This is a genomic window from Escherichia sp. HH41S (genome assembly GCF_009820115.1).
In the GTDB taxonomy this organism is placed as follows: Bacteria; Pseudomonadota; Gammaproteobacteria; order Enterobacterales; family Enterobacteriaceae; genus Escherichia; species Escherichia coli_F.
In genome coordinates, this window is sequence record NZ_VNXE01000061.1 from 17,966 (window position 1) to 35,039 (window position 17,074).

Sequence of the window (17,074 nt, forward strand, 5' to 3'; positions counted from 1 at the left end):
GTATTTATGGGAATTTTAAAAACTTTATTTACGCTGGGTAAATCGGTGATCTCGCAAGCGGAAGAATCCATTGAAGAAGCACAGGGTGTGCGCATGCTGGAACAGCATATTCGTGACGCTAAAGCTGAACTCGATAAAGCCGGAAAATCTCGCGTTGATCTGCTGGCGCGGGTGAAATTAAGTCACGATAAGCTGAAAGATTTACGTGAGCGCAAAGCCAGTCTGGAAGCTCGTGCGCTGGAAGCGTTAAGCAAGAACGTTAATCCGTCGTTGATTAACGAAGTTGCTGAAGAAATCGCGCGCCTTGAGAATCTTATTACCGCTGAAGAGCAAGTGTTGTCGAATCTGGAGGTCTCTCGCGATGGTGTGGAAAAAGCGGTTACAGCGACAGCACAGCGTATCGCTCAATTTGAGCAACAAATGGAAGTCGTTAAAGCTACTGAAGCCATGCAGCGTGCACAACAGGCCGTAACGACCTCTACTGTTGGCGCATCTTCCAGCGTTTCGACAGCGGCAGAATCCTTAAAGCGTCTGCAAACGCGTCAGGCCGAACGTCAAGCTCGCCTGGATGCTGCCGCACAGCTGGAAAAAGTGGCAGATGGTCGCGATCTTGATGAAAAACTGGCGGAAGCCGGAATTGGCGGTAGCAACAAAAGTAGCGCCCAGGATGTATTAGCAAGACTGCAACGCCAACAGGGCGAGTAATGTTCTTCTCATGGATCATTAAAACCTGCCGACGTCACCTTTCCAGGCTTACCTGGCCGGCATTGACTGGATTATTTACAGGACAGTATCTGTTTTGTTATCTGGTGTTAACTGCGTTGCATGAAGAGGCGTTGGTAGGTCAACTGAGTAATTTTATTTATTACTGCTCGGTTGTGGGATCAACGCTGGGGTTTGGTGATATCACACCCCAAACGGTGGGGGGACGTCTGTTCACAGCGCTCTGGCAGATTCCTGTGAGTGTTGGTTTATTTGGCGCTTTAATGGGAAAAGTCATTGCATTAGTGCAAGACATATTGGCGAAAGGAATGACGGGAATGGGCGACTACAGCAATTTGCGCAACCATATGCTGGTCATTGGATGGCGCGGGCATCAGACTGAAAAGATGATTTCATTATTGTTGTTTGATTCCCGAAGAGCATTTGGCCGGGTACTTTTGTGTGAGCGGGATGATATTCAACATCCGATGCCTGGAAATAATTGGGTCGATTTCATTCGTATTAGTAATTTTAATGATCCGCATGAACATACCCGCATGGGACTGGCAAATTGCCAAAGTGTCATCATCTTTTCGCAAACAGATGAGCAGACGTTCACGACCGCACTATCCCTGGCGGATTTTATTCCTGAAAGATGCCATATCGTCGCTTATCTGGAAGATGAACGCTACGCTCGTTTATTAGAGGTTCATTGTCAACGTATTGAAATAGTGCGAAATATTTCAGCAGAACAACTTTCCCGTTCAATACAAGATCCCGGTTCATCTCAATCAGTGGCATCGATTATGAATCCAATGCTGGGGGATACGGGGTTTGTTTTACCGATTCCTGAACGGGTTACCTCAATGCGTTATGGCGCATTGATGCATTATATGAAACTTCATCATGATGCCACCGTCCTGGGAATAAGCAGTTGCAAAAATGGTAGGGGAATGGAACTGAATCCAGTCATTGCAACGGAAGTTAAAGGCGGTATGTGGCTGCATCTTATTGGCAATAACCGTATTTTGGCTGAAGAAGTGGCATGGCAGGACATTGAGGGAAGCATATGACAAGTTTTTTCAAGCGTCTGTTTGGTAAGGATGATAAACCTGCAATCGCACGTGGCCCACTGGGACTTCATCTCAATAGCGGCTTTACGCTCGACACGTTAGCGTTTCGTTTGCTGGAAGATGAATTGCTGATTGCGCTGCCGGGTGAAGAATTTACGGTAGCCGCTGTCAGCCACATCGATCTGGGCGGCGGTAGTCAGATTTTCCGCTACTACACTTCGGGCGATGAATTTCTGCAAATCAATACCACCGGCGGCGAAGATATTGATGACATTGATGATATCAAGCTCTTTGTCTATGAAGAGAGCTACGGTATCAGTAAAGAGAGCCACTGGCGCGAGGCGATCAATGCCAAAGCGATGGGGGCAATGACTTTAAACTGGCAGGAAAAACGCTGGCAGCGATTTTTTAACAGCGAAGAACCGGGGAATATCGAACCCGTCTATATGCTGGAAAAAGTTGAAAATCAAAACCACGCCAAATGGGAAGTGCATAATTTTACCATGGGCTATGAACGGCAGGTGACCGAAGATACCTGTGAATATTTGCTGTTAAATGGTGAGGAATCTTTTAACGATCTCGGCGAGCCGGAGTGGTTATTTTCGCGCGCACTGGGTGTTGATATCCCACTGACATCACTTCATATTATTGGTTAATTACAAGGACGTTTACGATGCATATACTGGATTCACTTCTTGCCTTTAGCGCCTATTTTTTTATTGGCGTGGCTATGGTGATTATTTTTCTGTTTATCTACTCCAAAATTACACCACACAACGAATGGCAGTTAATTAAAAACAATAATACCGCGGCGGCACTGGCGTTCAGTGGTACATTGTTGGGTTACGTGATCCCATTATCTAGTGCGGCAATCAATGCGGTGAGTATTCCGGATTATTTTGCCTGGGGCGGGATCGCACTGGTGATTCAGTTACTCGTTTTTGCTGGCGTCAGACTTTATATGCCCGCATTAAGCGAAAAAATTATTAATCACAATACCGCAGCAGGAATGTTTATGGGAACCGCCGCGCTGGCTGGCGGTATTTTTAACGCAGCTTGTATGACATGGTAATGGACGATCATGGCCAGAAAACGCAAATCAAGAAATAACAGTAAAATTGGTCACGGAGCGATCAGTCGCATTGGAAGACCTAATAATCCTTTTGAGCCGCGACGCAATCGCTACGCACAAAAATACTTAACGTTGGCGCTAATGGGCGGTGCAGCTTTTTTTGTATTGAAAGGTTGTGGCGATAGTGGTGATGTCGATAACGACGGTGACGGAACGTTTTACTCGACAGTGCAGGATTGTATTGATGACGGTAATAATTCAGATATCTGTGCTCATGGCTGGAACAATGCCAAAGCGGCATTTTATGCCGATGTTCCGAAGAATATGACTCAGCAGAATTGTCAGTCTAAGTACGAAAATTGCTACTACGACAATGTTGAACAGAGTTGGATCCCGGTCATTTCTGGATTTTTATTAAGCCGGGTTATTCGTAAAGATCGCGATGAGCCGTTCGTTTATAACAGCGGTGGATCCTCATTTGCTTCCCGCCCCGTCTGGCGCAATACTTCCGGTGATTACTCCTGGCGCTCCGGTTCTGGCAAAAAAGAGTCTTACTCCTCGGGCGGCTTTACCACCAGAAAAGCGTCAACTGTTTCTCGCGGCGGCTATGGTCGTTCTTCCAGCGCCCGTGGGCATTGGGGAGGCTAATCATGCTGAGACACAACGTTCCTGTACGGCGGGATCTGGACCAGATCGCCGCTGACAACGGTTTCGACTTTCATATCATCGACAATGAAATCTATTGGGATGAGAGTCGGGCTTACCGCTTTACCCTGCGCCAGATTGAAGAGCAGATCGAAAAACCAACTGCGGAACTGCATCAGATGTGCCTTGAGGTGGTGGATCGCGCGGTTAAAGACGAAGAGATCCTGAAGCAACTGGCGATCCCGCCGTTGTACTGGGATGTGATCGCCGAAAGCTGGCGCGCACGCGATCCTTCGCTGTATGGACGGATGGATTTTGCCTGGTGTGGCAATGCGCCGGTGAAGCTGCTGGAGTACAACGCCGATACGCCAACCTCGTTGTATGAATCGGCTTATTTCCAGTGGCTGTGGCTGGAAGATGCCCGGCGCAGCGGCATTATTCCGCGTGATGCCGATCAGTACAATGCCATTCAGGAACGCCTGATTTCGCGTTTTAGCGAGCTTTACAGTCGGGAACCGTTTTATTTCTGCTGTTGTCAGGATACCGACGAAGACAGGAGTACTGTGCTGTACTTGCAGGACTGCGCTCAGCAGGCTGGGCAGGAGTCACGGTTTATCTACATTGAAGATCTCGGTTTGGGCGTCGGCGGTGTACTGACCGATCTTGATGATAATGTCATCCAGCGTGCATTTAAGCTGTATCCGCTGGAATGGATGATGCGTGACGATAACGGTCCGCTGCTGCGCAAGCGCCGCGAGCAATGGGTGGAGCCGTTATGGAAAAGTATCTTGAGCAACAAAGGGTTAATGCCGCTGCTTTGGCGCTTCTTTCCTGGTCATCCTAACCTACTTGCATCCTGGTTTGATGGCGAAAAACCGCAGATTGCCGCTGGCGAAAGCTATGTGCGTAAACCGATCTACTCACGTGAGGGCGGTAACGTCACCATTTTCGATGGTCAGAATAACGTCGTTGACCACGCTGAGGGTGATTATGCCGATGAACCGATGATCTACCAGGCATTTCAACCTCTGCCACGATTTGGCGATAGCTACACACTCATTGGTAGCTGGATTGTCGATGATGAAGCGTGCGGAATGGGGATCCGTGAAGATAACACGCTGATCACCAAAGACACCTCACGTTTCGTTCCGCATTATATTGCTGGCTAAGAATGTTTTAGCAATCTCTTTCTGTCAGGAATCCGTGGCAGTGACCATACTAAGGGTGACTGCCATTGATGGAGGGAGACACAGTGCACTGGCAAACTCACACCGTTTTTAATCAACCTATACCATTAAATAACAGCAACTTATACCTGTCTGATGGCGCGCTCTGCGAAGCGGTAACGCGTGAAGGTGCTGGCTGGGATAGCGATTTTCTCGCCAGTATTGGTCAGCAGTTAGGAACGGCTGAATCCCTTGAACTGGGGCGACTGGCGAATGTGAATCCGCCCGAATTATTGCGCTACGATGCGCAAGGACGCCGTCTGGACGATGTGCGTTTTCACCCCGCCTGGCACCTGCTGATGCAGGCGTTATGTACCAATCGGGTACACAATCTGGCCTGGGAAGAAGACGCTCGCTCCGGCGCATTTGTGGCGCGAGCGGCGCGTTTTATGTTGCACGCACAGGTTGAGGCAGGGTCGTTATGTCCGATAACCATGACCTTTGCCGCCACGCCATTGCTGTTACAGATGTTACCCGCACCGTTTCAGGACTGGACCACGCCGCTGTTGAGCGATCGCTACGATTCCCACTTATTGCCAGGTGGGCAAAAACGCGGTTTGTTGATTGGCATGGGCATGACGGAAAAGCAGGGCGGTTCCGATGTGATGAGCAACACTACCCGCGCAGAGCGTCTGGACGATGGCTCTTATCGGCTGGTGGGGCATAAATGGTTTTTCTCGGTGCCGCAAAGCGATGCGCATCTGGTGCTGGCGCAGACTACGGGCGGTTTGTCCTGCTTTTTTGTGCCGCGCTTTTTGCCTGACGGGCAACGCAACGCGATTCGCCTCGAGCGGCTGAAAGATAAGCTGGGTAATCGCTCTAACGCCAGCTGCGAAGTGGAGTTTCAGGATGCCATTGGCTGGTTGTTGGGGCAGGAAGGGGAAGGAGTTCGTCTGATCCTGAAAATGGGTGGGATGACGCGTTTTGATTGCGCCCTGGGTAGCCATGCCATGATGCGCCGTGCATTTTCGCTGGCGATTTATCATGCCCATCAACGCCATGTTTTTGGTAATCCATTGATCCAACAGCCTCTGATGCGTCATGTCTTAAGCCGCATGGCTCTCCAGCTTGAAGGGCAAACGGCGTTGCTGTTTCGTCTTGCGCGAGCGTGGGATCGGCGTGCCGATGCCAAAGAAGCCTTGTGGGCGCGTTTATTTACGCCTGCGGCGAAATTTGTTATCTGCAAACGTGGTATGCCGTTTGTGGCCGAAGCGATGGAGGTGCTGGGCGGTATTGGTTATTGCGAGGAGAGCGAGCTGCCGAGGCTTTACAGGGAAATGCCGGTGAACAGCATCTGGGAAGGTTCTGGCAATATTATGTGCCTGGATGTATTGCGCGTTCTTAATAAGCAGGCGGGTGTATACGACTTACTGTCGGAAGCGTTTATGGAAGTGAAAGGGCAGGATCGCTATTTTGATCGCGCGGTTCGTCGTTTGCAGCAGCAACTGCGTAAGCCAGCTGAAGAAATGGGGCGAGAGATTACTCGTCAGCTATTCCTGCTGGGTTGCGGCGCGCAAATGTTGAAATATGCCTCTCCGCCAATGGCGCAGGCGTGGTGTCAGATGATGTTTGATACGCGCGGCGGCGTGCGGTTGTCAGAGCAGATCCAGAATGATTTATTGCTGCGGGCGACGGGGGGAGTATGTTTATAAACGAGTCAGCCAGATGTGATGCTAGCGCGTCTTATAATGGCAACAGCAGTATTACGTGTTATCAACTAACACAATGAAATTTCAAGAACTGTTGGCCGGATAAGGCACAGGTGCCGCATCCGGCATTGTTCATTTGCTGCGGATGACACTCAAGCATACAGTATCGCCTGTACACGCCAGTTATCAGGCTGCTGGTCTTCGTACATGGTAATAATGCGGTACCATGATGCACCTTGTTCATCGGCCTTTAACGCCACGATACGTTCCACGTCCTGCGGATCCCCTGAAATATTGCTAACCGAGATCTGACCTATTTCATTCAGGCCCGTCACGCAGTCAGCACTGGCGAATTCTGCAGACTGTGCCGTGGTGCTCGCAGGATAAGTCACTAATTGCAGCGAGGGTGAGGCAAGTAATTGTTTCATCGTCAGCTCCATTTTTCGTTTCCCCACATGTTGCAGGGCATTCCATCGCGGTAATAAACGCCCGAGCTTCCAGCTGGTAATTTATTGTGCACAGGTAAACGCATAGGGACGCAAAGCAATGTAAAGCTGGCTGTATAAGTTGTCTGATTTATTTACGGTATAAAATAGCTTGTGAATACCACTGTCCTGTCACGATGGTTTCGTCCACCATGACGACAACGTAATAATCAGCTTTTGCAGCGACAGCTTTCGCTCTGATTTCTGCTAATGCGTCATCCGGAGAACCCCGAACCATCGTGCTTACGCTACCTATTCGCTGTAACCCTTGCGTCTGGTCGCGGCGAATCTCTTGCGGATGGTCCGTTACTGGCGGTGCTGGCTGTGGCGTACCTTGCAGTGCGCTACAGGCACTTAACATCAACACCAATAATAAACTGGCAAACCGGTAAATAACGCTATTACGTTTCCTGCTAACCATAGTGTAGTGCCTTATTAATTTAACTTTGGGGGAATGTTCCCGAATTGTTACCTGGTACGCGATTTTCGAATGAAAACGTGATGAAAGCGTAACCCACATCTCAACATTATGAACTAATACCGCCAGCAGAAACTTGTGCTAAGGATTTCTTCATGTCATACCAGACAAAAAGGAGAGACAGATGATTGAAATAGACTCGCGCGTGCTGGCAGATATTCCCGTTCTTCATGCTTATCCTGTCGGGCAAAAAGATACCCCGTTACCGTGCGTGATTTTTTATCACGGCTTTACTTCGTCCAGTCTGGTGTATAGCTATTTTGCCGTTGCGCTGGCGCAGGCTGGTTTGCGGGTGATCATGCCGGATGCGCCCGATCACGGTAGCCGTTTTAGGGGCGACGCAGCGCGGCGGTTAAATCAATTTTGGCAAATTTTGCTACAAAGTATGCAGGAATTCACTACCTTACGTGCGGCAATAGCCGAAGAAAACTGGCTGCTTGCTGACCGTCTGGCAGTCGGTGGCGCGTCGATGGGCGCGATGACGGCACTGGGAATTACCGCTCGCCACCCCACGGTGAAATGTACCGCCAGCATGATGGGATCGGGCTATTTTACATCGCTCGCCCGTTCACTGTTTCCACCGCTGATACCTGAAACGGCAGCACAGCAGAATGAATTCAATAACATTGTCGCGCCGCTGGCAGAGTGGGAAGCGACAAACCACCTGGAACAACTTGGTGACAGACCTCTACTGCTGTGGCATGGCCTTGACGATGACGTCGTGCCTGCCGACGAATCACTACGTTTGCAGCAGGCCTTAAGCGAGACGGGACGGGATAAACTGCTAACCTGTTCATGGCAGCCAGGCGTGCGTCACCGCATTACGCCTGAGGCATTAGATGCTGCCGTGACATTTTTCCAGCAGCATCTTTAAACACGCAGAATGCTGACCCCTTGCGCTTCCAGTTGTTGCAGGATTTCCGGGTTAGCATTTTTGCCGGTGATCAGCATATCGATTTGATCTGCACGACTAAAGAGCATCCCCGCACGTTCGCCGATCTTACTGCTATCAACCAGTACCACCAGTTTCCCTACCACGCTCAACATCTTCTGCTCTGCCATTGCCGTCAGCATATCGGTTTTATACAACCCTTCTGCAGTCAGTCCTTTGCCGCTGGTAAACATCCAGTGCCCGGCATAGAGACTGTTTTCGCTGCCCTGTGGACTTAAGGTGATGGACTGGCTTTTGTTGTATTGGCCGCCCATGATAATCACGCTGTCATGCTCCTGATCGATCAGGTAATTCGCCAGCGGTAGATAATTAGTAATGATTTGCACTGGCTTGCCACACATTTCCCGCCCAAGCAGAAACGCGGTGGAACCGCAGTTGATGACGACGCTTTCGCCGGGATTCACCAGCTGCGAGGCTGCTTTAGCGATACGTACTTTTTCATCATGGTTCTGCGCCTGATGCAGATTCATCGGCGTCCAGCGTGGGCGCTGCTGGGTAATGGCTTCTGCGCCATTGCGCACTTTTTTCAGTTTGCCGCTTTCGTCAAGTTTATTGATATCGCGTCGAGCGGTAGCAGGCGAAATTCCCAGACGCTCAACGACTTTCTCAACGGTCACAAAGCCCAATTGTGCGAGCATTTCCAGGAGAATTTGATGTCTTTGTGCTTCAGTCATGAGCTATTCCGATAAAATTTGATTTTTTTAGATGATATTTGAAATAGCCAGGAAATACTACGCCGGATAGCGCGAACTTCTCCACGCCATCCGGTATAAACGACAGATTACAGGAACGACTTGAACGGCAGATCCGGTTCAATGGTGAAGCAATCGTCAAAACCGCGTGGATAGTGGTACTCGAAGTTGTCTTTATCCAGCGGCCAGGTAAATTTGCCACCGACCTGCCAGATAAACGGCTTGAAGCCATACTTCAGGCGATCTTTTTTCATCTCCCACAGTACGCGGATCTCTTGCGGATCGGCCTGGAAGTTTGACCAGATATCATGGTGGAACGGGATAACCACTTTTGTATTCAGCGCTTCTGCCATACGCAGGATATCAGCACTGGTCATTTTGTCGGTGATACCACGTGGGTTTTCACCGTATGAACCTAATGCCACGTCGATCTGATGCTCGTTACCGTGCTTCGCATAGTAGTTAGAGTAGTGGGAATCGCCACTGTGATACAGGGTACCGCCCGGCGTTTTGAACAGGTAGTTTACCGCGCGATCGTCCATGCCGTCTGGCAGTACGCCAGCCGCTTTTTGATCGGCAGGCAAAGTGATCAGTGCAGTACGGTCAAACGCGTCAAGGGCATGAATTTCAATGTCTTTCACTTTAACGACATCGCCCGGTTTGACCACGATGCAACGTTCTTTCGGCACACCCCAGCCAATCCACAAATCCACGCAGGTTTTCGGCCCGATAAACGGTACGTCATCAGCGCAGTTTTGCATCACGGCGGCGGCCACGTTGACGTCGATGTGATCGTTATGATCGTGAGTAGCCAGTACGGCGTCGATCTGGCGAATCGCAAACGGATCAAGAACAAATGGGGTGGTACGCAGGTTCGGTTGCAGTTTTTTCACGCCAGCCATGCGCTGCATCTGGTGACCCTGTTTCATTAGTGGGTTACCGTGACTTTGTTTGCCAGTACCACACCAGAAATCGACGCAAACGTTGGTGCCACCTTCAGATTTCAGCCAGATCCCGGTGCAGCCTAGCCACCACATCGCGAATGTGCCAGGAGCTACCTGTTCTTGTTCAATTTCTTCATTCAACCAGCTACCCCACTCCGGGAAAGTGCTCAGGATCCAGGATTCACGGGTGATACTTTTCACTTTACTCATCGCCATTTACCTTCATGATAGTTCAATTTGAATCAATATTTGATTGGTTTTGATTAATCCTGACACTATTTTTTCAGGAAGGCAATGACCATTTTTTGACTTTTTGCCTGATGAGTAGTTGTTGATTTTAAGGCATTAAAGATAAAAAGGATTGTGATATTTAATTAACTACATGAATTTTAATTAATAAGTTTTGCATTGTGTGAATTCCACGCTTTCTATGTGGAATTATTTGCGTGTCGCGTCACATTTAATCATAAATAATCTTGTTGTGATTACTTTTGAAAATTAGAGTGAGTGCACAACATTCCGGGTGTGCGGAATACCCGGTTACCTCTTCTTCAGGAGATCGTTATGGAGATCCTCTACAACATCTTTACCGTGTTTTTTAACCAGGTCATGACTAATGCCCCGTTACTGCTGGGTATTGTGACCTGTCTGGGCTACATCCTGCTGCGCAAAAGTGTCAGCGTGATTATCAAAGGTACGATTAAAACCATTATTGGTTTCATGTTGTTGCAGGCCGGGTCCGGCATCCTGACCAGCACCTTCAAACCGGTGGTGGCGAAAATGTCGGAGGTTTATGGCATCAATGGTGCGATTTCCGATACTTACGCTTCCATGATGGCTACCATCGAACGTATGGGCGATGCCTATAGCTGGGTGGGTTACGCGGTGTTGCTGGCTCTGGCGCTGAACATCTGTTACGTGCTGCTGCGTCGCATTACCGGTATTCGTACCATCATGCTGACGGGTCATATCATGTTCCAGCAGGCGGGGCTGATTGCCGTTACGCTGTTTATCTTTGGTTACTCCATGTGGACCACCATTATCTGCACCGCGATTCTGGTTTCGCTCTACTGGGGTATTACCTCCAACATGATGTATAAGCCGACTCAGGAAGTGACGGACGGCTGTGGTTTCTCCATCGGTCACCAGCAGCAGTTTGCATCATGGATTGCTTATAAAGTTGCGCCTTTCCTCGGCAAAAAAGAGGAGAGCGTTGAAGACCTCAAACTGCCTGGCTGGCTGAACATTTTCCACGACAACATCGTCTCCACGGCGATTGTCATGACCATCTTCTTTGGTGCCATTCTGCTCTCCTTCGGTATCGACACCGTGCAGGCGATGGCAGGTAAAGTGAACTGGACGGTGTACATCCTGCAAACCGGTTTCTCCTTTGCGGTGGCGATCTTCATCATCACTCAGGGCGTGCGCATGTTTGTGGCGGAACTCTCTGAAGCGTTTAACGGTATCTCCCAGCGCCTGATCCCCGGTGCGGTTCTGGCGATTGACTGTGCGGCCATCTATAGCTTCGCGCCGAACGCTGTGGTCTGGGGCTTTATGTGGGGCACTATTGGTCAACTGATTGCAGTTGGCATCCTGGTCGCCTGCGGCTCTTCCATTCTGATTATCCCTGGCTTTATCCCGATGTTCTTCTCTAACGCCACTATTGGCGTGTTTGCTAACCACTTCGGTGGCTGGCGCGCGGCGCTGAAGATTTGTCTGGTGATGGGGATGATTGAAATCTTTGGTTGCGTCTGGGCGGTGAAACTCACCGGTATGAGCGCCTGGATGGGCATGGCGGACTGGTCGATTCTGGCACCACCGATGATGCAGGGCTTCTTCTCCATCGGCATCGCCTTTATGGCCGTCATCATTGTCATTGCACTGGCTTATATGTTCTTCGCTGGCCGCGCACTGCGCGCAGAAGAAGATGCAGAAAAACAACTGGCAGAACAGTCTGCTTAATAAGGAGTTTTGATTATGACCGTACGTATTCTGGCTGTGTGTGGTAACGGACAAGGCAGTTCCATGATCATGAAAATGAAAGTGGACCAGTTTTTAACCCAGTCGAACATCGACCACACGGTAAACAGCTGCGCGGTTGGTGAATACAAAAGCGAGTTGAGCGGCGCGGATATCATCATCGCTTCTACGCACATCGCGGGCGAGATCACCGTGACCGGCAACAAATATGTCGTTGGCGTGCGCAACATGCTCTCTCCTGCTGACTTTGGCCCGAAACTGCTGGAAGTGATCAAAGAACATTTCCCGCAGGACGTGAAGTAAGGGCGCGCTATGAAATTACGTGATTCGCTGGCGGAGAATAAATCTATCCGTCTGCAGGCTGAAGCTGAGACATGGCAGGACGCAGTGAAAATCGGCGTTGACCTGCTGGTGGCGGCGGATGTTGTCGAGCCGCGTTACTACCAGGCGATTCTGGATGCGGTTGAACAGCACGGTCCGTACTTTGTGCTCGCACCGGGCCTGGCAATGCCGCATGGTCGCCCGGAAGAGGGCGTTAAGAAAACCGGTTTTGCACTGGTGACGCTGAAAAAGCCGCTGGAGTTCAACCACGAAGATAACGACCCGGTGGATATCCTCATCACGATGGCGGCGGTCGATGCCAACACGCATCAGGAAGTGGGCATCATGCAGATCGTCAACCTGTTTGAAGATGAAGAGAATTTCGACCGTTTACGCGCCTGCCGTACCGAGCAGGAAGTCCTGGATCTCATTGACCGCACCAACGCGGCTGCTTAAGAAGGAATTGAAAATGTCATTACCGATGTTGCAAGTCGCGCTGGACAACCAGACTATGGCTAGCGCCTACGAAACTACTCGCCTGATTGCCGAAGAAGTCGACATTATCGAAGTGGGCACCATTCTGTGCGTGGGCGAAGGCGTGCGTGCGGTTCGCGATCTGAAAGCGCTTTATCCGCACAAAATCGTGCTGGCAGACGCCAAAATCGCCGATGCGGGCAAAATCCTTTCTCGTATGTGCTTCGAAGCCAACGCTGACTGGGTGACCGTGATTTGTTGTGCAGATATCAACACCGCCAAAGGCGCGCTGGACGTGGCAAAAGAGTTTAATGGCGACGTGCAGATCGAACTGACCGGTTACTGGACCTGGGAACAGGCGCAGCAGTGGCGCGACGCAGGTATCCAGCAGGTGGTTTATCACCGCAGCCGTGACGCGCAGGCCGCAGGCGTGGCGTGGGGCGAAGCGGATATCACCGCGATCAAACGTCTTTCCGATATGGGCTTCAAAGTCACCGTCACCGGTGGCCTGGCGCTGGAAGACCTGCCGCTGTTCAAAGGCATTCCGATTCATGTGTTTATCGCTGGGCGTAGTATCCGTGATGCAGCCTCTCCGGTTGAAGCCGCGCGTCAGTTCAAACGTTCCATCGCCGAACTGTGGGGCTAAGGAGCGGATATGTTGTCCAAACAAATCCCGCTTGGCATCTACGAAAAAGCGCTTCCCGCCGGGGAGTGCTGGCTGGAACGGCTGCAACTGGCAAAAACGTTAGGCTTCGATTTTGTCGAGATGTCGGTAGATGAAACGGACGATCGCCTCTCGCGCCTTGACTGGAGCCGCGAGCAGCGTCTGGCGCTGGTGAACGCGATTGTTGAAACCGGCGTGCGCGTACCATCCATGTGCCTTTCTGCTCATCGTCGTTTCCCGCTGGGCAGCGAAGATGACGCAGTGCGGGCGCAGGGGCTGGAGATTATGCGCAAAGCTATCCAGTTCGCCCAGGATGTCGGTATTCGCGTGATCCAACTGGCGGGCTACGACGTTTACTATCAGGAAGCCAATAACGAAACGCGTCGTCGTTTCCGTGACGGCCTGAAAGAGAGCGTTGAGATGGCGAGCCGCGCGCAGGTGACGCTGGCAATGGAGATCATGGATTACCCGTTGATGAACTCCATCAGCAAGGCGCTGGGTTACGCGCACTATCTTAACAACCCGTGGTTCCAGCTCTACCCGGATATCGGCAACTTGTCGGCGTGGGACAACGACGTGCAGATGGAGTTGCAGGCCGGAATCGGGCATATCGTCGCGGTGCATGTGAAAGACACCAAACCAGGCGTCTTCAAAAACGTGCCGTTTGGCGAGGGTGTGGTGGATTTCGAACGTTGCTTTGAAACGCTCAAACAGAGTGGCTATTGCGGGCCGTACCTGATTGAGATGTGGAGCGAAACGGCGGAAGACCCGGCGGCAGAAGTGGCGAAAGCGCGTGATTGGGTGAAAGCGCGCATGGCTAAAGCAGGCATGGTGGAGGCGGCATAATGCAAAAGCTGAAACAGCAGGTATTTGAAGCCAACATGGATCTGCCGCGTTACGGGCTGGTGACCTTTACCTGGGGTAACGTCAGCGCCATTGACCGCGAACGCGGGCTGGTGGTGATCAAGCCCAGCGGTGTCGCCTACGAAACCATGAAAGCAGACGATATGGTGGTGGTTGATATTAGCGGCAAGGTGGTGGAAGGGGAGTATCGTCCGTCTTCCGACACTGCGACGCATCTTGAACTCTACCGCCGTTATCCGTCGCTTGGCGGCATTGTCCATACCCACTCCACGCATGCCACCGCATGGGCGCAGGCGGGGCTGGCGATCCCGGCATTAGGCACCACGCACGCTGACTACTTCTTTGGCGATATCCCGTGTACGCGTGGGTTAAGTGAAGAAGAAGTGCAGGGGGAATACGAGCTAAACACTGGCAAAGTGATTATCGAAACGCTGGGTGACGCCGAGCCGCTGCATACGCCGGGAATTGTGGTGTATCAGCACGGGCCATTCGCCTGGGGGCAAGATGCTCACGATGCGGTGCATAACGCGGTGGTGATGGAAGAAGTGGCGAAAATGGCGTGGATTGCCCGCGGCATTAACCCACAACTGAATCACATCGACAGCTATCTCATGAATAAACATTTCATGCGGAAGCACGGTCCTAACGCCTATTACGGGCAGAAGTAAAACACGCGCTGCGGAAATTTCCTTCTTCGGGAGATAACTGGTCTAAGTCCGCAGCCGTTTTTCAAAAAAAGCCCCCTGAGAAGGGGGCAAAGCAAACTATGGCAATGTTTCGTTGGTTATACCTGGTGCTAGCGATAAATATCCGCGCTGGCGTGCATGTTGCCGTTACTCCCCGGTTCCCGCATCAGAATCACGTGGTAGTACGTTGCGCCCTGCGCATTTGTCTCTTCATTTAATGCCTGACGCGCTTCGCTTTCAGTGGCGAAATTATGATTGATATAAATCACGCCTAAGCTTTGCACATCGTCCATATTTCTGGCCTGGTGGTTATTAATTTCAATGGCTGCCCATGTATTTGCACTTAGCAAAAGCACAGCCAGAAGGGCTAAAACACGACTGAACATAGATACCTCCTCAACGGCTGACTTTGTGTGCTCTCCTCTGTGATGCTCTTCTGATTTAATTTTAATCAATGATAAAGAAGTGGATGGTGACCATTTCTGATGCAGTTGTTCAAAAAAACACCATGATGAAGTGTGATGAACTTCAAATCAGCGTGTTAGTACGATTTGGTGAAAGATGAGATTTATTTGTCGGCTGGCCTTGAGTTTAGCGGGGTATGTCAGTACTATAACGCGTCATTTTTCAGCCGACCTTTAACACGTTCCTTGCCTCCCCGGGATTCGGCTGACCCAGACAGGAGGCTGAATAATCCGTAAGGAGCAATTCGATGCGTCATTACGAAATCGTTTTTATGGTCCATCCTGACCAGAGCGAACAGGTTCCGGGCATGATCGAGCGCTACACTGCTGCCATCACTGGTGCAGAAGGCAAGATCCACCGTCTGGAAGACTGGGGCCGCCGTCAGCTGGCTTACCCGATCAACAAACTGCACAAAGCACACTACGTTCTGATGAACGTTGAAGCTCCGCAGGAAGTGATCGATGAGCTGGAAACTACCTTCCGCTTCAACGATGCCGTTATCCGCAGCATGGTTATGCGTACCAAGCACGCTGTTACCGAAGCATCTCCGATGGTTAAAGCGAAAGACGAGCGCCGTGAGCGTCGCGATGATTTCGCAAACGAAACCGCTGATGATGCTGAAGCTGGGGATTCTGAAGAGTAATTTCTGATGACCAACCGTCTGGTGTTGTCCGGCACCGTGTGCAGGACTCCCCTTCGAAAGGTCAGTCCATCAGGAATTCCTCACTGCCAGTTCGTGCTTGAGCATCGTTCTGTGCAGGAGGAAGCCGGCTTTCACCGGCAGGCGTGGTGTCAAATGCCCGTTATTGTTAGCGGACACGAAAACCAGGCCATTACTCACAGTATAACGGTCGGCAGTCGCATAACCGTTCAGGGGTTCATTTCATGCCACAAGGCAAAGAACGGTCTGAGCAAAATGGTTTTGCATGCCGAGCAGATTGAATTGATAGATTCTGGAGACTAGCCATATGGCACGTTATTTCCGTCGTCGCAAGTTCTGCCGTTTCACCGCGGAAGGCGTTCAAGAGATCGACTATAAAGATATCGCTACGCTGAAAAACTACATCACCGAAAGCGGTAAGATTGTCCCAAGCCGTATCACCGGTACCCGTGCAAAATACCAGCGTCAGCTGGCTCGCGCTATCAAACGCGCTCGCTACCTGTCCCTGCTGCCGTACACTGATCGCCATCAGTAATCGGTCACGGTCCATTAATACGACTTTGAGAGGATAAGGTAATGCAAGTTATTCTGCTTGATAAAGTAGCAAACCTGGGTAGCCTGGGTGATCAGGTAAACGTTAAAGCGGGCTATGCTCGTAACTTCCTGGTACCGCAGGGTAAAGCTGTTCCAGCTACCAAGAAAAACATTGAATTCTTCGAAGCACGTCGCGCTGAACTGGAAGCTAAACTGGCTGAAGTTCTGGCAGCTGCTAATGCTCGCGCTGAGAAAATCAATGCACTGGAAACTGTTACCATCGCGTCTAAAGCTGGCGACGAAGGTAAACTGTTCGGTTCCATCGGTACTCGCGACATCGCTGACGCTGTAACTGCAGCTGGCGTTGAAGTGGCTAAGAGCGAAGTTCGTCTGCCGAACGGCGTTCTGCGTACCACTGGCGAACACGAAGTGAGCTTCCAGGTTCACAGCGAAGTATTCGCGAAAGTGATCGTAAACGTAGTAGCTGAATAATTCGTTATTCAACGA

At 50.7% G+C, this 17,074-nt stretch carries 23 protein-coding genes; 18 read left to right on the top strand and 5 right to left on the bottom strand.

Annotated elements, in window-relative coordinates; genetic code table 11:
• The first annotated feature begins 6 nt into the window (after nt 1–6).
• The 7 genes from FQZ95_RS09905 (at nt 7) to FQZ95_RS09935 (ending at nt 6,370) form a co-directional block, all read left to right on the top strand.
• Nucleotides 7–705: a PspA/IM30 family protein gene (locus FQZ95_RS09905; RefSeq protein WP_160530143.1), complete on the top strand. Its 699-nt coding sequence runs from the start codon at nt 7–9 to the stop codon at nt 703–705.
• Nucleotides 705–1,775, top strand: a complete 1,071-nt coding sequence (locus FQZ95_RS09910; RefSeq protein WP_000466338.1) for a potassium channel family protein — start codon at nt 705–707, stop codon at nt 1,773–1,775. Before FQZ95_RS09905 ends, FQZ95_RS09910 begins: the two co-directional genes overlap by 1 nt.
• A complete protein-coding gene (locus FQZ95_RS09915) occupies nt 1,772–2,431 on the top strand; it encodes a YjfK family protein (RefSeq protein WP_000200291.1) in 660 nt (219 codons plus the stop codon). The genes FQZ95_RS09910 and FQZ95_RS09915 overlap by 4 nt, the downstream gene beginning before the upstream one ends.
• A gap of 17 nt (nt 2,432–2,448) precedes the next feature.
• Nucleotides 2,449–2,847 (top strand): DUF350 domain-containing protein, encoded by a 399-nt coding sequence (locus tag FQZ95_RS09920; RefSeq protein ID WP_000547753.1) that lies wholly within the window; start codon nt 2,449–2,451, stop codon nt 2,845–2,847.
• Nucleotides 2,848–2,856: 9 nt separating this feature from the next.
• Complete coding sequence (locus FQZ95_RS09925) at nt 2,857–3,495, top strand: DUF1190 domain-containing protein (protein ID WP_000101673.1); 639 nt, start codon at nt 2,857–2,859, stop codon at nt 3,493–3,495.
• 2 nt (nt 3,496–3,497) lie between these two features.
• The gene (locus tag FQZ95_RS09930; protein ID WP_024212007.1) at nt 3,498–4,661 is read left to right on the top strand and encodes a glutathionylspermidine synthase family protein; all 1,164 of its coding nucleotides are present in this window, start codon (nt 3,498–3,500) and stop codon (nt 4,659–4,661) included.
• An 83-nt stretch (nt 4,662–4,744) separates the two neighbouring features.
• Nucleotides 4,745–6,370 carry an isovaleryl-CoA dehydrogenase gene (locus tag FQZ95_RS09935; protein WP_160530144.1) on the top strand — a complete coding sequence of 542 codons (1,626 nt, stop codon included), beginning with the start codon at nt 4,745–4,747 and terminating at the stop codon, nt 6,368–6,370.
• 149 nt (nt 6,371–6,519) lie between these two features.
• Here the strand turns inward: FQZ95_RS09935 and yjfN are convergent, their stop codons facing one another.
• Both yjfN and bsmA read right to left on the bottom strand, forming a co-directional pair.
• A complete protein-coding gene (gene yjfN, locus FQZ95_RS09940; protein WP_024166233.1) occupies nt 6,520–6,795 on the bottom strand; it encodes a DUF1471 family protease activator YjfN in 276 nt (91 codons plus the stop codon).
• A gap of 148 nt (nt 6,796–6,943) precedes the next feature.
• Nucleotides 6,944–7,273, bottom strand: coding sequence for a biofilm peroxide resistance protein BsmA (gene bsmA / locus FQZ95_RS09945; RefSeq protein ID WP_000254636.1), 330 nt, complete (start codon nt 7,271–7,273; stop codon nt 6,944–6,946).
• A gap of 181 nt (nt 7,274–7,454) precedes the next feature.
• Here bsmA and yjfP point away from each other — a divergent pair, with 181 nt between their 5' ends.
• Nucleotides 7,455–8,204 (top strand): esterase, encoded by a 750-nt coding sequence (gene yjfP, locus FQZ95_RS09950; RefSeq protein WP_032185754.1) that lies wholly within the window; start codon nt 7,455–7,457, stop codon nt 8,202–8,204.
• On the opposite strand, the gene ulaR is transcribed toward yjfP, so the two are convergent.
• Together ulaR and ulaG are read right to left on the bottom strand one after the other, a co-directional pair.
• Nucleotides 8,201–8,956, bottom strand: coding sequence for an HTH-type transcriptional regulator UlaR (ulaR, locus tag FQZ95_RS09955; protein WP_000133631.1), 756 nt, complete (start codon nt 8,954–8,956; stop codon nt 8,201–8,203). The genes yjfP and ulaR overlap by 4 nt on opposite strands.
• A gap of 107 nt (nt 8,957–9,063) precedes the next feature.
• Nucleotides 9,064–10,128 carry an L-ascorbate 6-phosphate lactonase gene (ulaG, locus tag FQZ95_RS09960; RefSeq protein ID WP_001353507.1) on the bottom strand — a complete coding sequence of 355 codons (1,065 nt, stop codon included), beginning with the start codon at nt 10,126–10,128 and terminating at the stop codon, nt 9,064–9,066.
• Nucleotides 10,129–10,482: 354 nt separating this feature from the next.
• Between ulaG and ulaA the strand changes: the two genes are divergently transcribed.
• Genes ulaA through ulaF form a run of 6 tightly spaced genes read left to right on the top strand, consistent with a single transcriptional unit; the run spans nt 10,483 to nt 14,889 of the window.
• Entirely contained in the window at nt 10,483–11,880 is a 1,398-nt protein-coding gene (ulaA, locus tag FQZ95_RS09965) for a PTS ascorbate transporter subunit IIC (RefSeq protein ID WP_000404886.1), read from the top strand.
• A gap of 15 nt (nt 11,881–11,895) precedes the next feature.
• Nucleotides 11,896–12,201, top strand: a complete 306-nt coding sequence (gene ulaB, locus FQZ95_RS09970; RefSeq protein ID WP_000218362.1) for a PTS ascorbate transporter subunit IIB — start codon at nt 11,896–11,898, stop codon at nt 12,199–12,201.
• A gap of 9 nt (nt 12,202–12,210) precedes the next feature.
• The gene (gene ulaC / locus FQZ95_RS09975) at nt 12,211–12,675 is read left to right on the top strand and encodes a PTS ascorbate transporter subunit IIA (protein WP_000776505.1); all 465 of its coding nucleotides are present in this window, start codon (nt 12,211–12,213) and stop codon (nt 12,673–12,675) included.
• A gap of 13 nt (nt 12,676–12,688) precedes the next feature.
• Nucleotides 12,689–13,339, top strand: coding sequence for a 3-keto-L-gulonate-6-phosphate decarboxylase UlaD (gene ulaD, locus FQZ95_RS09980; RefSeq protein ID WP_000056740.1), 651 nt, complete (start codon nt 12,689–12,691; stop codon nt 13,337–13,339).
• A gap of 9 nt (nt 13,340–13,348) precedes the next feature.
• Entirely contained in the window at nt 13,349–14,203 is an 855-nt protein-coding gene (ulaE, locus tag FQZ95_RS09985) for an L-ribulose-5-phosphate 3-epimerase UlaE (RefSeq protein ID WP_000949498.1), read from the top strand.
• A complete protein-coding gene (gene ulaF, locus FQZ95_RS09990) occupies nt 14,203–14,889 on the top strand; it encodes an L-ribulose-5-phosphate 4-epimerase UlaF (protein ID WP_088541521.1) in 687 nt (228 codons plus the stop codon). The genes ulaE and ulaF overlap by 1 nt, the downstream gene beginning before the upstream one ends.
• Nucleotides 14,890–15,017: 128 nt before the next feature.
• On the opposite strand, the gene yjfY is transcribed toward ulaF, so the two are convergent.
• Entirely contained in the window at nt 15,018–15,293 is a 276-nt protein-coding gene (gene yjfY / locus FQZ95_RS09995; RefSeq protein WP_000492917.1) for a DUF1471 family protein YjfY, read from the bottom strand.
• A gap of 326 nt (nt 15,294–15,619) precedes the next feature.
• On the opposite strand from yjfY, the gene rpsF reads away from it, so the two are divergent.
• The 4 genes from rpsF to rplI are packed head-to-tail and all read left to right on the top strand — an operon-like array spanning nt 15,620 to nt 17,059.
• Nucleotides 15,620–16,015, top strand: coding sequence for a 30S ribosomal protein S6 (rpsF, locus tag FQZ95_RS10000; RefSeq protein ID WP_001216676.1), 396 nt, complete (start codon nt 15,620–15,622; stop codon nt 16,013–16,015).
• A gap of 6 nt (nt 16,016–16,021) precedes the next feature.
• A complete protein-coding gene (priB, locus tag FQZ95_RS10005) occupies nt 16,022–16,336 on the top strand; it encodes a primosomal replication protein N (RefSeq protein ID WP_001296681.1) in 315 nt (104 codons plus the stop codon).
• Between the two features lie 4 nt (nt 16,337–16,340).
• On the top strand, nt 16,341–16,568 hold the full coding sequence (gene rpsR / locus FQZ95_RS10010) for a 30S ribosomal protein S18 (protein ID WP_000135199.1): 228 nt from the start codon (nt 16,341–16,343) through the stop codon (nt 16,566–16,568).
• A gap of 41 nt (nt 16,569–16,609) precedes the next feature.
• A complete protein-coding gene (rplI, locus tag FQZ95_RS10015; RefSeq protein ID WP_001196062.1) occupies nt 16,610–17,059 on the top strand; it encodes a 50S ribosomal protein L9 in 450 nt (149 codons plus the stop codon).
• Nucleotides 17,060–17,074 lie beyond the last annotated feature (15 nt).